The sequence below is a fragment of the Thalassobacillus sp. CUG 92003 genome, from assembly GCF_013618635.1.
Taxonomy (GTDB): Bacteria; Bacillota; Bacilli; order Bacillales; family Halobacillaceae; genus CUG-92003.
In genome coordinates this window covers 339,856-355,220 of record NZ_JABLSJ010000003.1, presented here as the reverse complement: position 1 = coordinate 355,220, position 15,365 = coordinate 339,856, and the positions used below count along the sequence as shown (strand labels likewise).

Here is a 15,365-nt window from a genome sequence, read left to right as displayed (position 1 = left end):
CTATGCAGACAAAGCATAATATGGTCAAACAAGCAATTAAATCAAAAATAATGGATGGCACGTTCCAGCCTAACCAAAAAATCAACTCGGAAAGCGAGTTAATGAAGCAGTTTAATGTGAGCAGGCATACGATCCGCTTAGCCATTGGAGATTTAGTCAATCTGGGATGGCTTTATCGCGAACAGGGGGCAGGCACTTTCTGTGCTGATAGAATGCCTGACCAGACTCAAGTAAAAAAGGACCGGAAAAATATAGCGATCGTCACAACTTATATTTCCGATTATATATTTCCGTCCATCATTCGTGGTGCGGAATCTTACTTAAGTGACCAGAATTACCAGGTAAGTTTATTCAGTACCAATAACAACCATGAGAATGAAAAGGCTATTTTGGAAAAAATTATTGATAAACAATTTGACGGTGTAATCATCGAACCAACCAAGAGCGCTTACGCTAACCCGAATCTTGGCTACTATTTACATTTGGAAAGGTTGAATATCCCTTACATCATGATAAACGCTTTTTATGATGAACTGGAACCTGTAAGCGTTATTGTCAATGATGAACAAGGTGGTTATTTACAGACGGAGCATCTAATTAAACAGGGCCATAAACATATCATTGGTTTATTTAAAACGGATGATATGCAGGGAACTAGACGAATGAAAGGATATTTGAAAGCTCATCGAAGCAATCATCTCCCTGTTGATCCCGATTACATTTTCACTTATAGTACAAACGAAAAATCGGAGCGGCCAGCTCAGTTTCTTCGGGAGATTCTGGATAAAGAAAAGAAAGCGACGGCCATCGTATGTTACAACGATGAGTTGGCGATTAATCTGCTGGATGTATTAAGAGAGCGCCGAATAATAGTACCAGATGAGCTGTCAATAGTAGGCTTTGATGATTCATTTCTTGCTGAAGTGTCCGAAGTCAAACTGACTACGATTTCACATCCTAAAACGGAATTAGGAACAAAGGCCGGTGAAATGATTTTGGACTTGATAAAGAATAAAAATAATAATCAATTAAAAGTCGACAACACTTCATTTGTTTTCGATACCGAACTTATAATCAGGAATTCGACTCGATCCTTGCAAGAAAAGGTGAAGCAGGAAACCTTCAGTAGTTAGTGTCTTTTCTATGTAAACATACTGGGACAAAACTGAATACAACATAAAAAACCCGAATGATTTTTATGAAATTGTTCGGATTTTTTATGTTTCAGCCTCTCTTACTAGGGTGCCCGCTAATCTTATACGTACAAGGTGTGAGCCGTTAAATCCTTAACCTTTCATAGAGCTCCATGCTTTCTCCTATTTAGATAGGGCGGAAAAGAGCGGTGTTAACACCCTTTATTTAGGATCGAGTCTATAATCTACCAGGAAAATTTTAAGAATTTTAAAAAAACAATTGAAATTGAGTATGACCTCTTTTATAATTTACTTAATGTTACTTATACGTACCAATTTTGATGAATGAAGAATTAAGATGTAGAAGTTGTAGGGTGAATCCATTTTTTGTATGTGGCTGTATGGAGAATGTGAATGAAACAAAAGAGGTGATAGAAATATGTCATTTTAAAAAAAAATTTTTGTAAGCGCTTTAAAAATAAGGGGGGGGAAGCAATAATGAAAAGTAATAAGCTTTTGTTATTTTTAGCAGTCGGCTTATTGGCTCTTTTACTGATTGCTTGTAGCGGCGAAGGAAACGAAACCAGTGGAGACGCGGATGAAACACAGACAATGGGAGATGGAGGGGAAGATGCAACTGAATTGACTTTTTGGACATTTGCTACACAGCATAACGCTTTTTATGAGAAAGCAGTTGATCGTTGGAATGAAGAAAATCCAGATCGCCCGATCACTTTAAATGCAGAGACCTATCCATTTGACCAAATGCACAATAACTTACTTCTGGCACTTCAATCGAGTGAAGGAGCGCCGGACATTGTCGATATTGAAATTTCCCGTTTCCCAAACTACTTAGAGGGTGAACCGCAAATACTGCCCATGAATGAGTATGTGGAACCGGTCATGGAAGACTTTGTTGAAGCCCGGTTCGATATTTATAGCAAGGACGGACAATATTATGGAATGCCGACGCACGTAGGTGCCAATATGATGTACTATAACACCGAGATTATGGAAGAGGCCGGAGTAGATATTGACTCTATCAAAACCTGGGATGATTATGTGGAAGCCGGTCACAAAGTGGTTGAGAACACCGATGCCATGATGACCTCTTTTCCTACAGGTGATTTTATCCAATATTGGGCGCTGATGTCTCAGCAAGGGTCAGACTTCGTTAGTGAAGATGGAGAGCTTACCATTAACAACCAAACGAACACCGAGACCCTGCAATTCCAGCAAGATCTAATTTATGAAGAGGAAATCGCTGAAGTGATGCCTGGGGGAGAACCTCATGCTGAAGAATATTATGCCTATATGAATGATGGAAAATCAGCTTCACTTACAATGCCTATGTGGTATATGGGGCGTTTCTTGGATAATATGCCTGATTTGTCCGGTAAGATGGCTATTCGACCAATGCCTCAGTGGGAGGAAGGCGGTAACCGTTCAGCAGGGATGGGCGGTACTGGAACCGTGGTTACAAACCAAACTGAGCACCCGGACCTTGCCAAAGAATTTTTAGCCTTTGCTAAGCTGTCGGAACAAGGAAACATTGATTTGTGGACCGTATTAGGCTTCGATCCGCCAATGTGGACAGTTTGGGAAAGTCCAGCTCTTCAAGAAGACAATGAGTATTTCCAATACTTTAGCGAGGATATTTTTGATACGTTGCTTTCTGTCAGAGAAGAAATTAATGGATTAAATATTACGCAACAGACACCGGCCATTTCAGAGCAAATGGGGACTAATGTATTAGACAGTGTACTAAGGCAGCAATCGCAAACGCCTGAAGAAGCTTTGGACGCTGCTCAGGAAGCGGTAGAAAATCAATGATAAAGAAGGGCAAGGATTTGAACCTTGCCCGTTACATACTAAATACTATCGTAACCGTGGTTGATATAAACCTCAAATTTTATTAAGTGTGAAAGGAGTGATTCAATGGTTGAACAGTTAAAGGCAAAAATGGTGGTAGATAAAAGTTATCAGATTGCTGAAATTGACGAACGCATTTATGGGTCTTTCCTTGAGCATCTAGGTCGTGCAGTATATGGAGGCATATATGAACCAGAGCACCCGGAATCAGATGAGCAAGGGTTCCGTACAGACGTAATAGAGCTTGTAAACGAACTGCAAGTACCAATCGTAAGATACCCTGGAGGCAATATGGTCTCCGCCTACAATTGGGAAGATGGTATCGGACCGAAAAAAGACCGCCCCCGCAGGCTGGAATTAGCCTGGCGCACGATTGAGACAAATGAAGTAGGGGTCAATGAGTTTGCAGACTGGACAAGAAGGGTCGGAGCGGAAGTCATGATGGCTGTGAACCTTGGGACAAGAGGTATCGATGCGGCTAGAAACTTATTGGAATATACCAATCACTCAGGCGGAACATACTGGAGTGAATTAAGAAAGTCGCACGGTTATGATATTCCTCACAATATTAAGACATGGTGCCTGGGCAATGAAATGGATGGTTCGTGGCAGGTAGGTCAAAAAACAGCACATGAGTATGGAAGATTGGCATCCGAAACGGCAAAGGCTATGCGGCTAGTGGATCCTACTATTGAATTAGTTGCGTGTGGCAGTTCGAGTACTCAAATGCCTACCTTTGCTGAATGGGAAGCTACTATATTAGACCACACGTATGAGCAAGTAGACTTTGTATCCCTTCACCAATATTATGGCAACCACGAAAACGATCCCGCCAATTACTTAGCCAAAAACATGGATATGGATCATTTTATTAAAACGGTGACATCGATTTGTGATTATATTAAAGCCAAGCACCGCAGCAAAAAAACAGTTAACTTGAGTTTTGATGAATGGAATGTCTGGTACCATTCCAACGATGCTGATAAGAAAATTGAGCCATGGACCATAGCGCCGCCTCAGCTGGAAGATCACTATAATTTTGAGGACGCCCTGTTAGTTGGCAGTATGCTGATTACTTTTTTACAGAACGCGGACAGGGTGAAAATGGCTTGTATGGCGCAGCTTGTTAATGTTATTGCTCCGATTATGACTGAGAATAACGGACGTGCCTGGAAACAAACCATTTTTTATCCATATATGCATGCTTCCGTTTATGGACGTGGTATTTCTCTAAAGCCGATTATCTCTGTACCAAAATACGATAGCCGAGAGTTTACGGATGTCCCTTATATAGATAGTGCGGCTGTCTATAACGAAGAAAACGAGGAAGTGACTTTGTTTATGGTCAATAAGCATCTGGAAGAAGCCATACAGGTGACTACCGACGTTAGAAGTTTTGAAGGATATCTCCTGGATGAACATCTCGTATTGGAGAATGATGATTTAAAAGCGGTAAATACTCCTCAACACGAAGCAGTTAGACCGCACCATTTGGATGCGTCCACACTGGATAGTGGCGTTCTTGACATAAGACTTCCAAAAACCTCTTGGAATGTAATTCGATTAAAGAAAGCTTCTTCCTAGTAATTGAATTTTCTGTGGCGCGTTTGAAAATCATCTCATGTCATATCGAGGGGAGTTTTCTATGACATCTACTTCTGCTAATGCAAAGAAAGATCCTGTTAATGGGGCGCAGGCATCTAAGCCAAGAAGACGTAAGCAGCCTGAAGGACCAAAATCAAACAGAAATAAAGGTCCAAATCAACCTAATAAAGTGCTGCGTTTTTTTAATTCCAAGAAGGTGGCGCCCTATATTTTCATTGCTCCATTTATCATTTCCTTTTTGGTTTTAACGCTTTATCCGGCAATCCAGGCAATTATTATGAGTTTTCAAAGTATTTTGCCGGGTCAAGTGAATTTTATTGGGCTTGAAAACTATGAGCGGATTACTAATCCTACTTTCTATAAAGCACTAACGAATACGACAATCTATGTCATATTAACCGTGGCTATCCTGGTCGCATTTCCGATTCTATTATCCGTTTTCCTGAATTCCAGGCTAGTAAAATATAAAACCTTTTTCAGAGCCTCTCTGTTCATCCCAGCATTGGCCTCAGTTATTGTATCAGGGATGGTTTTCAGGTTGATGTTCGGTGAAACGGATACGGCTGCAGCTAACCAATTCCTTGGGTGGTTTGGGATTGGACCTCTAGAGTGGAGATACGAACGCTGGTCTGCAATGTTTCTTATGGTTTTTCTGACGTCCTGGCGCTGGATGGGTGTGAATATTTTGTACTACCTGGCCGCTTTGCAAAATATACCTAAGGAACTTTATGAAGCTGCAGATATCGATGGCGCAACACCCATTCAAAAGTTTTTGTTTGTAACGTTGCCATTCTTGAAACCGATTACAATTTTTGTGACGACTATCTCCATTATCAATGGGTTCAGAATGTTTGAAGAAAGTTTTGTCTTCTGGGAATCGGGATCGCCTGGCAATATTGGGTTGACGGTTGTAGGTTACCTGTATCAGCAAGGGATCCAGCAAAATGATATGGGATTTGGAGCGGCAGTTGGCGTGGTCCTGATGTTGATTATCTTCGTTATCAGTTTTATCCAATTGATCTTAACTGGTGCCTTTAAACGGGGGGATGAATAATGAAACCTAATCAAAACAAACTCCTAAAGTTGATCATAAATGGGATCTTTTTCATCATTTCGTTCCTTGCATTGTTTCCAATTATCAGCTTGTTTATTTCCTCTTTTCGACCATCATCGATTTTAATGAGAGAGGGTATCAGCCTTACCTTTGATCCAAGCACATTAAACTTAGATAATTATCTGTATATTTTTACTGAAGGCGGCGTGTATTGGCAATGGTACACAAACAGCCTAATCATCTCTCTGCTTGTCATTGTCCTTTCTTTATTTTTTTCCTCAATGGTCGGTTATGCTCTGGCCGTGTACGATTTTCGGGGGAGAAATTTCTTTTTCATTCTCGTATTGTTTATCATCATGATTCCGTTTGAAATTATGATGTTGCCTTTATATCAAATGATGATTAGCTTCCAGTTGATTAACTCTTATACGGCGGTTATATTGCCGATGATCGTCGCACCGATTGCCGTCTTTTTCTTTCGGCAATATGCGCTTGGCCTTCCAAGGGAATTAATGGATTCCGCACGAATTGACGGGGCTACTGAGTATGGCATTTTCTTTAGGATTATGATGCCGCTTATGCTTCCGTCGTTTGCGGCTATGGCAATCCTGCAGGGTCTTGGCAGCTGGAATAATTTCCTGTGGCCGTTAATCGTCCTTCGCTCTAACGATATGTTTACTCTGCCGATTGGACTCGCTACGTTGCTGACCCCTTACGGTAATAATTACGATCTTCTAATTGCCGGATCGGTCATGACCATCTTGCCTATATTGGTATTATTCATTTTCTTCCAACGTTACTTCGTGGAAGGGCTTACAGTCGGAGGGGTAAAAGGCTGATGAGCGGTGGTAGTTATAGAAGCTGATTTTTAGAGAAGTAAAGAAAGGTGGGAAGTCGGTTATGAATGGTAAGGGTATAGTGACGACATTAGATTTGCTTCTGCAATGGATTACCAGGCTGGTGACGGTCAATCTATTATGTATTGGAGCTTCTCTTGCAGGTTTATTCATAGCAGGCGTTTTCCCAGCTACTGCTGCTGCATTGGGGGTATCGAGAAAATGGCTGAGAGGAGAGGAGGATTTTTCAGTTTGGAAAACGTTTTTCCACAGCTATAAAAAAGATTTTATTGCAGCGAATTTGATTGGTTGGCTTATCGCTATTGTCGGTATTATTCTTTACGTAAATTATCAGTTGATCATCGGTAACCAAGGAGACTTTCCCTTCTTTATTCCTTTTGCTTTCTATCCTGTCTTATTCCTTTACTTTATTATGGCTATCTGGACATTTCCATTATTCGTCCATTATAAAGCCAAGTGTTTTCATCATATCCGGAATGCTGTCATTATTGGCCTCTCTAAAATTCATTATACACTCGGAATAGGGGTGGTGCTTTTTTCTATAACGTATCTTTCATTAAGTTATCCGGGACTGATCCCGTTCTTTTCAATTAGTGTCGCTGCTATATGCAGCATGTGGTTTACCTTGAGAGTATTTAATCAAATTGATGATAGGAAAGCTTCTTAAACCAATAAGTTCACGATTTCCTTTATTACACGTAGTTATATGTCATGTTGAGAAGGTTTAACCGTTGACTATGGCCAGTTCATCCAGTTTCACATGGTTTTAAGTAACTCATTTTCTTTAGTGAATTGAGGTGGAAATAGTGCACAAAGTTATCGTAGAAACTGATATAAAGCAGGGAAAGATTAACAAGAATATTTATGGTCACTTTGCTGAACACTTGGGCAGGGGGATTTATGAAGGGATTTGGGTTGGCGAGGATTCCTCAATACCGAATACCCGTGGCATCCGAAACGATGTATTAGACGCCCTGAAAGCGATTGAAATACCTGTATTGCGTTGGCCTGGTGGGTGTTTTGCTGACGAATACCACTGGAAGAATGGAGTAGGGACGCGTGAGCACAGGAAACGTATGGTCAATACTCATTGGGGAGGGGTGACTGAGAGCAATCACTTTGGTACCCATGAGTTTTTAATGCTATGTGAACTGGTGGGGGCAGAACCGTATATTTGCGGAAATGTGGGAAGCGGAACTGTTCAAGAAATGTCCGAATGGATAGAATATTTAACGTTAAATGGCGAGTCGCCAATGGCTAATTGGAGAGCGGAAAACGGCAGATATGAGCCATGGCAAGTGACGAATTTTGGTGTCGGGAACGAAAACTGGGGATGCGGGGGCAACATGCGCCCGGAGTATTACGCGGATTTGTACAAACAATTTCAGACTTACATACGAGACTATAGCGGCAATAAACTTTATAAGATTGCCGGAGGCGCAAGTGATGATAATTTCCATTGGACTGATGTGCTGATGAGGGAGGCCGCTCCTCACTTGGATGGTTTAAGCCTCCACTACTACACTATTCCAGGTGAGCACTGGCACGCTAAGGGATCTGCAACAGATTTTTCGGAAGATGAGTGGAACACGACTATGGAGAAGGCCCTGCTCATTGAGGAGCTTATTGAGAAACATGGTACGATCATGGATAAATATGATCCGGAAAAAAGGGTCGGTATGATAATTGATGAATGGGGTACTTGGTTTGATGTAGAACCAGGGAGCAATCCGGGATTTTTATATCAACAGAATACGATTAGGGATGCTTTAGTGGCTGGTGCTTCCTTGAACATTTTCAACAGCCATTGTGATCGTGTGCAAATGGCTAATATCGCCCAAACCATCAACGTGTTGCAAGCAATGGTATTAACAGAACGGGAAAAAATGATTCTTACGCCGACCTATCATGTGTTTAACATGTTTAAAGTTCATCAAGATGCAGATAAGCTGGCTCTACACCTGGAAACCGAAACCATTAGACATAAAGAAAAGTCTTTCCGGCAAATAAGCGCTTCTGCTTCGCAAGCGCAAGATGGCAGAATAAACATCAGTCTGTGTAATTTGGATCACCAGAGGCAAGCCAAGCTTCATCTTGATTTTCGCGGAGCCCAATTCTCTGAAGTCACGGGGAGAATTCTAACTGCTGAAAGTAAGAATGCTCATAATACGTTCGAGGAACCGGAAAATGTACATCCTGAAGCGTTTAACGATATAACAAACGGTGATAATGGATTGGAGCTGCAGCTGCCGGCCATGTCTATCGTTGTATTACGCCTTAAGGAAACGTAATAGGAGGAATCGTTGTAGGAGGGGGAAGTATGGCAGCATTTCAAGAATTAAATCAGTTAGCGCAAGAGTTGACGGGCGAATCTGTCTCTTTGCCGGAAATAACGATTAAAAAGGGCGCGCTTGACCTTATTTCTGATTATTTAAGAGCACAAGACATGAAAAATATCGTCATCGTCGCAGATGAGCATACTAAGTCAGCAGATGGCAACCATCTTTACGAAAAGCTGGAACATATGGTTATGGTTCAGCTGGAACAGGATGATAACGGACAGGTCATTGCAGATGAACAGACAATCGTTCAGCTATTGGCAGAAGTACCAGTGGAAACTGATGTATTGCTGGCAGTAGGAGCGGGAACTATCCATGATATTGTCCGGTTTGTCGGATATAAAATGAACATTCCGTTTATTTCTGTACCCACAGCTGCATCTGTGGACGGTTTTACCTCCAAAGGAGCTCCATTAATTTTTAAAGGGATGAAGAAGACGATTCAAACGGCTGCACCGATTGCTGTTTTTGCTGATCTTAATGTGCTGATGCATGCACCAAAGGAACTGACTGCCTCTGGTTTTGGAGATATTCTCGGTAAATATACCTCGCTTACGGATTGGAAAATCTCACAGTTAGTCGCTAATGAACCATATAGCGAGCTGGCCGCTGCTATCACACGCCAGTCGCTGGAAGCTTGCGTGACACATGTTGATAGCATTGGAGCAGGCAACGAAAAAGGTATTCGCATTCTTACCCAGGCATTAATTGAATCAGGGATGGTCATGTTAGTGCTTGATCATTCCAGGCCAGCTTCAGGAGGGGAACACCATCTTTCTCATTATTGGGAAATGGAGCTTTTGAAGACAAACGCCAGACAGCTTCTTCATGGAACGAAGGTAGGCGTTAGCACAGCTATTATTACAGCACTATATAAAGAAAATGTGCGTCATTATAAGCGTGAAGACATCTCAATAGAGAAACTTCGTGAGAACTGGGAAGAAGTGCAGCAATTAATAGAGTCGCTTCCTAATCCAGAAAGAATTCGGCAGTTGCTCACCGGAGCTGGAGGGCCGAGTACTGCTGAAGAACTTGGACTCCCCGGTGCGTTAATTACAGATAGTCTGAATGAGGCACATCATTTAAGAGATAGATGTACCGGACTGTATATATTCAATCAGTTAAAGAATGAACAACTTACAAGCCTTGATTTATACAGGGATAAACATCAGGAAGCCTATAAATGGCTTTATCGCTAGTAACCTATCCAACATTCTCCCCGCCCCCTTTGATTCATTAGTCTATCAAAACTCTCTAAAAGAGGAATAATGAAAATAGATTAGATGGCGTTTCCGTACAAATTTTTCACTTTGTCGGGAGCGTTTTTTTTCGTGTTTTGTTAGAACGCGAATTCTACAATGGTTTGAATCGAAGTCTCGATAGGTCATACATATACATCACATATATATCCTTCAAAAGGCTTACTATTTCTCACTTTAAATTCTGATGAGATTTTTCGTGTATTTTAGTAATTTTTATGAACACACACTTTTGAAGGAGGACATTAAGATGCGTAAAGACAAGATTAACCAAATAAAGAGAGGTCCTATGACAGCTGTATTAATGGTAGGCAGCTTTATATCGATTTTGAATTTAACGCTGTTGACCACTGCAATTCCTTCAATTATGGAAGTTTTTCATTTATCTGCTAATGAGGGCCAGTGGTTGAATACAGCATTTATTGTAGTATTGGGAATTCTTATCCCAATAACCGCTTACTTTATCAAAAACTATTCTGTTCGAAAGCTTTTCTATAGCGCTATGGGAGCTTTCACGCTGGGAACTTTTTTATCTAGTATAGCTTTTAGTTTTGAAATTCTACTATTAGGGAGAGTGATTCAGGCAGTTGGGGCAGGTATTATGTTCCCTTTAGTCAAATCGATTGTAGTCCTGATGTACCCGATCAACAAAAGAGGAACCATTATGGGGATAGGAGGGTTGGTTGCCTCTTTTGCTCCAGCAATAGGGCCTACGTTGGCTGGATGGCTCATCGAATTATTTTCATGGCGAGCCGTGTTTATAACGGTTTTACCCATAGCAGCAATAGATATGCTAGTGGGCTATTTTGTGTTAGCGGATGTTACAGAACAAGAAAGGTCCAACTTAGACATTAAGTCATTGCTGCTTTCTACAATAGGATTCGGAGGTCTCTTATTAGGATGCAGTTTAGCAGGGCAAAAAGAGATGAGTATTATTTTTGGAGGAAGTTCAATTATTTTGGGTGCACTATCAGTGGTTTTGTTTACCTATAGACAACTAACATTAGATAAACCCATACTAGAATTTCGAGTGTTTAAAAATTCGATGTTCACTGTTGCGACTATTGTTGCTATCATAAGTTTCTCATTAATGATTAGTGCTGAAACGATTCTCCCTATTTACATGCACCAAGTATTAGAATACTCTCCTTTAGAAGCTGGGTTGGTTTTGCTTCCAGGCTCTGTAGTGTTTGGTATTGTGACACTAGTCTCCGGGATTATTTATGATCGTGTTGGAGTGAGGTGGCTTGCCATTATTGGGCTGACGATTGTTGCGATATCAACTTATCTCTTTACCGATTTAACATCGGAGCGTTCGTTTGCTTATATTACGATTATCCAAACGGTCAGAATGCTGGGGATCTCGATGTTAAATATGCCAATTCAAACCGCAGGACTTAATCAGCTCCAGGAATCGCTTATACCTGATGGATCAACTATGATGAGCGCATTAAGACAAGTTTTCGCAGGGGTTGGAACTGCCCTGTTTATCACGATTATAACGCTAACCAGTAAAACAGAAGGAGGGGCTGGGTTAATAAAAGGAGTGAATCATTCCTTCTTAGCTGCCACTCTTATAGCCATTATAGGTGTTCTTTTATCCACTGTTATAAATGAAAGAGCCAAAACCTATGCACCAAAATAATTCACACAACCTAAATGACACCCAAAAATTCCGAATGACGCCAAATTGCTCGGCATTTTTGGGTGTCAAGGAAAGGGGTTCCACGACCGTTCCGTCAAAACACTTCGCTCTGCGTGGCCGTCAGCTTCCCTGTAAAGCGAAGGTCGCTTTCCTGTGGGACTTCGGCTCGCGCTGTCACCGCATGCGTTTCTGTGTTTTGACTATGAAAAAGTAGATAGGTTTCCAATGTTTGCTCATAATAACCTCTGATTTACTTATGTTTCATTCGCTTTGTACATGAAGTGGAAGTACTGAGTTAGTTTTTTATGAAAATTAACTACCGACCTTTAATACGATTGCAGCACCATTATCACCTGCGGCACACCCCGTTACCAGGGCATAACCGCCGCCTTTTTCTACCGTTTCTTCTATCGCTTCAATAGCTAAACGGCCGACTGTTGGCGCCTGGGGGTGGCCAAAGACTAAAGAACTGCCGTAATTATTAAATGTCATCGGGTCTATTCCGAATGCTTTTGCTAGATATAAATCATTCACTATAAAAGGGTTGTGATTCTTAATGGTAGTCATGTCTTCAATCGTCAGCCCAGCTTTCTCTAAAGCCGTTCTAACGGCATGCACAGGGGCAGTCGGCATCATGGCTTTATTTACTCTGGAAAAACCATACGACATAATTTGGATCGGAATGTGTGGGTCTTTGCTTAGCCGTTCTGCATGCGCTTGGGTGGTTACAATCATACCCGCATTTCCATCAGCCGGGTGAGTCTGGCCGCCAAAGGATACAACCCCGTTTTCCATAGTCGGATTCAACCGGCGCAAAGCGTCTTCGGACGTTTTCATGACACCTTCATCACCAGCTACGATTTTTGATTCTCTTTTTGATACAGCGATTTCGACTGGCTGCATATAGCGTTTCTGAAAGGAAGCATCATTTATTAATGAATCCTCATATTGTTCGTACCTTCTTAACGTAAGTTCATCGGCTTCTTCCTTCGTAAATCCATTCTCTTTAGCGACATTTTCAGCAGTCATGAGCATTCCTTCACCTGTGGAAGGATCGGCAGCCATGTTATCAAGGTTCCAATTCTCGGATATAACCTGGCCGCCTAATCCTTTAGGGTTGGGCCAAATCGTGTGGGGGCCGTTTGAACATCTATCAGTCAATAGGCAGTAACCTATATCCATATTACCGACTTCTATGGAGGCCGCTGCATTATAGAGTGAAGTAGATGCTGTAGCACATGCATGCATAACCGTCTGCCCAGCGACGTCTTGTGCACCCATCATTGTCGCTGCCCATGAAGAACCATAAAATACACCTTTTTGCCCGACGGTAATTCCCAGATAGAGAAAGTCTAATTCTTCATTAGGGTCCATATTATTTGATTCAAACCATTTCTTACTGCTTTTAGCTCCTAACTCGATCGAATTTTCATTTTGAAAGCTATTTTGCCATTTACTGAAGGGCGTGGAATAATATCCGCCATAGGGTATATAAGCTTTATTAAACATGCTCATAATGATCAGGCCCTCCTACAAAAACAGGCTGGGTATTTCGGATAGAAGCGGTAAGCCCTCTCAATGCGTCTTCGGTGCTGAAGATTTCTGTTAAGTGATTCAATTCAAGCTCAATGCCTTCGTCAATCGAGAGGTCTGCTTGTTTGTTAATTAAGTGATTAATCGTTTTTAACGCGATGGGTCCTTTAGCTTTAAGGATGCCGATTAATGTGTCGGCTGTTTTTTCGTCTATACCTTTAGGTTGTTCACCCTTCAGGAGCAATTCAATATTATGATCTGAGAAGGCTTGTTGATGAGGGGTGAATGAGTTGGGAATGCTTCTCTCTTCATACTTATCAACGCGGCCTTTTTCAACTATTGCTTCTACAGTTTCCTGCATGTTATCTAAATCCGTTACGTCCGTTACTAGCTTTAAATCTCTGGCTTCTGCTGCTCTTATGGTTTTACCTGTCATGACATAATATTTTGTTAGCTCTTTTCCGATTTGGTGGTTTAAGCGAAGCATGCCTCCAAGCCCTGGGTATATCCCTAAACCGCTTTCAGGAAATGCCATAGTTCCCTGGTTTGTAGCTGCGATAGCTTGGCATGCTAGTGCTAGTTCACTGCCCCCTCCAAGCGATAGCCCATCTAAAATAGCAACCGTCATTTTATTCGACGTTTCCAACTTTCTAAATAAATGATGGCCCTTCCTCGTAAAAGCTACGTTTTCTTGGATGTGGTCATGTTTAATGCATTCAATAAAGAAGTTGATATCTGCTCCAGCCACGAAGGCTTTCCCAGACCCTTGTATCGCAATGCCTTTAACGCTAGGGTTCTCTTCAGCCCTATCAAATGCCTCTTCTAACTGTTCGACTACGACCGGGTTTAAAGCATTCATCGCTTCTGGACGCTTAATTGTCAGATAGGCGATGGCGTTTTTATGATGTGTTTCAACATATTTAAACGTAAAAGGGGTGTTGTTTTCAGCGTGATCTTTCAGCAGTGCTGGATGATGAAAGGTGAGACGTTTGGAATGTAGCTCCTCTACAATGCTATAAGATTTTTTAATCCCGATTTTATTCATTAGTTCGAAAGGTCCCAACTTCCATTTCAAGCCGACTTTAGAACCTATATCCGTGTCTTCTATACTTGCGACGCCTTCTTCAACCTGAGCTGAAGCTATACCAAATACTGTTGCACGTAGATGCTGTTTTATTTTATCGAATTTTTCCTCAACAACTTCTCCGTTCAGATCCCATTCTTTTTGACGTTCTGTTTGCTTTTTTAATAAGTTCGCCGGTGCGTAAAATTCACTGATTTCGTTTGCTAAATGAGTGGAAGCATGTTCGGCAATAGGTACGCCGGTAACATTCATTAATTCAAAAGGCCCCATGCCAATCTCAAATGCTTGTTTTGCTGCAGCATCTATAGTTGGAATGTTGCCGAATCCTTCTTCTAGCAGCTGGACGGATTCATTCAAAAAGGGGACAAAATAACGATTAACTGCAAATCCAGGCGAATCCTTCACTTGTATACATGTTTTATTATGAAGCTTTCCAATTAATAGTGTGGTTTCAATCGTCTCTTTGCTCGTCCCTTCATGAGGAATGACTTCGACTAATCTGTTTTTAGCAGGGTGGTAAAAATAATGCATGCCGATGACCCTATCCGGTCGATTCGTATAGTGAGCTAGGTCCTTCACATATAGACTTGACGTATTCGTAGCAAGGATTGTTTTGTTTGAGCAGACGGCATCTAGCTTCTGAAACACACTTGACTTAATGCCGATGTCTTCAAAAACGGCTTCTACGACTAAATCGGCATCCTTTAAATCACCATAAGAAGTAGTGCCATGGATATGATTCATGACGTTGGTCACTTCGCTTTCTTTAAAAATCCCCCGGGATACACCTTCTTCCAGCGTCGATTTTATATTGTTAATCCCTCTATCTACTTGTTCCTCTTTTAGGTCAACTAAGGTTACGTGCAGACCTTCCTGAGCCATTTTTTGTGCGATTCCGGCCCCCATATTCCCTGCTCCTACAACGCCGAGCTTAAATTGGTTACCCATTTGATTTCTCCTCCTACTATAATCAAATTCATTGTA

Annotated in this window: 11 protein-coding genes; 9 read left to right on the top strand and 2 right to left on the bottom strand. The window is 41.5% G+C overall.

All coding sequences use genetic code 11. The features are described from left to right. Positions 1-2: 2 nt before the first annotated feature. From HOP45_RS06470 to HOP45_RS06430, 9 genes are all read left to right on the top strand, one after another. Entirely contained in the window at positions 3-1,133 is a 1,131-nt protein-coding gene (locus tag HOP45_RS06470) for a GntR family transcriptional regulator (protein WP_181348099.1), read from the top strand. 498 nt (positions 1,134-1,631) lie between these two features. Then, positions 1,632-2,966: an ABC transporter substrate-binding protein gene (locus tag HOP45_RS06465; RefSeq protein ID WP_181348098.1), complete on the top strand. Its 1,335-nt coding sequence runs from the start codon at positions 1,632-1,634 to the stop codon at positions 2,964-2,966. Positions 2,967-3,071: 105 nt separating this feature from the next. Continuing rightward, positions 3,072-4,589, top strand: a complete 1,518-nt coding sequence (arfA, locus tag HOP45_RS06460; protein ID WP_181348097.1) for an arabinosylfuranosidase ArfA — start codon at positions 3,072-3,074, stop codon at positions 4,587-4,589. Positions 4,590-4,650: 61 nt separating this feature from the next. Further along, on the top strand, positions 4,651-5,664 hold the full coding sequence (locus tag HOP45_RS06455) for a carbohydrate ABC transporter permease (RefSeq protein ID WP_181348096.1): 1,014 nt from the start codon (positions 4,651-4,653) through the stop codon (positions 5,662-5,664). After that, the gene (locus HOP45_RS06450; RefSeq protein ID WP_181348095.1) at positions 5,664-6,503 is read left to right on the top strand and encodes a carbohydrate ABC transporter permease; all 840 of its coding nucleotides are present in this window, start codon (positions 5,664-5,666) and stop codon (positions 6,501-6,503) included. The genes HOP45_RS06455 and HOP45_RS06450 overlap by 1 nt, the downstream gene beginning before the upstream one ends. 61 nt (positions 6,504-6,564) lie before the next feature. Further along, the gene (locus HOP45_RS06445; protein ID WP_181348094.1) at positions 6,565-7,188 is read left to right on the top strand and encodes a YesL family protein; all 624 of its coding nucleotides are present in this window, start codon (positions 6,565-6,567) and stop codon (positions 7,186-7,188) included. 136 nt (positions 7,189-7,324) lie between these two features. Beyond that, positions 7,325-8,812 (top strand): alpha-N-arabinofuranosidase, encoded by a 1,488-nt coding sequence (locus tag HOP45_RS06440; RefSeq protein WP_181348178.1) that lies wholly within the window; start codon positions 7,325-7,327, stop codon positions 8,810-8,812. Positions 8,813-8,841: 29 nt separating this feature from the next. After that, positions 8,842-10,059, top strand: a complete 1,218-nt coding sequence (locus tag HOP45_RS06435; RefSeq protein WP_181348093.1) for a sn-glycerol-1-phosphate dehydrogenase — start codon at positions 8,842-8,844, stop codon at positions 10,057-10,059. Between the two features lie 310 nt (positions 10,060-10,369). Then, complete coding sequence (locus HOP45_RS06430) at positions 10,370-11,764, top strand: DHA2 family efflux MFS transporter permease subunit (RefSeq protein ID WP_181348092.1); 1,395 nt, start codon at positions 10,370-10,372, stop codon at positions 11,762-11,764. 312 nt (positions 11,765-12,076) lie between these two features. On the opposite strand, the gene HOP45_RS06425 is transcribed toward HOP45_RS06430, so the two are convergent. Together HOP45_RS06425 and HOP45_RS06420 are read right to left on the bottom strand one after the other, a co-directional pair. Then, a complete protein-coding gene (locus HOP45_RS06425; protein ID WP_219914498.1) occupies positions 12,077-13,279 on the bottom strand; it encodes a thiolase family protein in 1,203 nt (400 codons plus the stop codon). Then, a complete protein-coding gene (locus HOP45_RS06420) occupies positions 13,266-15,329 on the bottom strand; it encodes a 3-hydroxyacyl-CoA dehydrogenase/enoyl-CoA hydratase family protein (protein WP_181348091.1) in 2,064 nt (687 codons plus the stop codon). Before HOP45_RS06420 ends, HOP45_RS06425 begins: the two co-directional genes overlap by 14 nt. Positions 15,330-15,365: the final 36 nt, after the last annotated feature.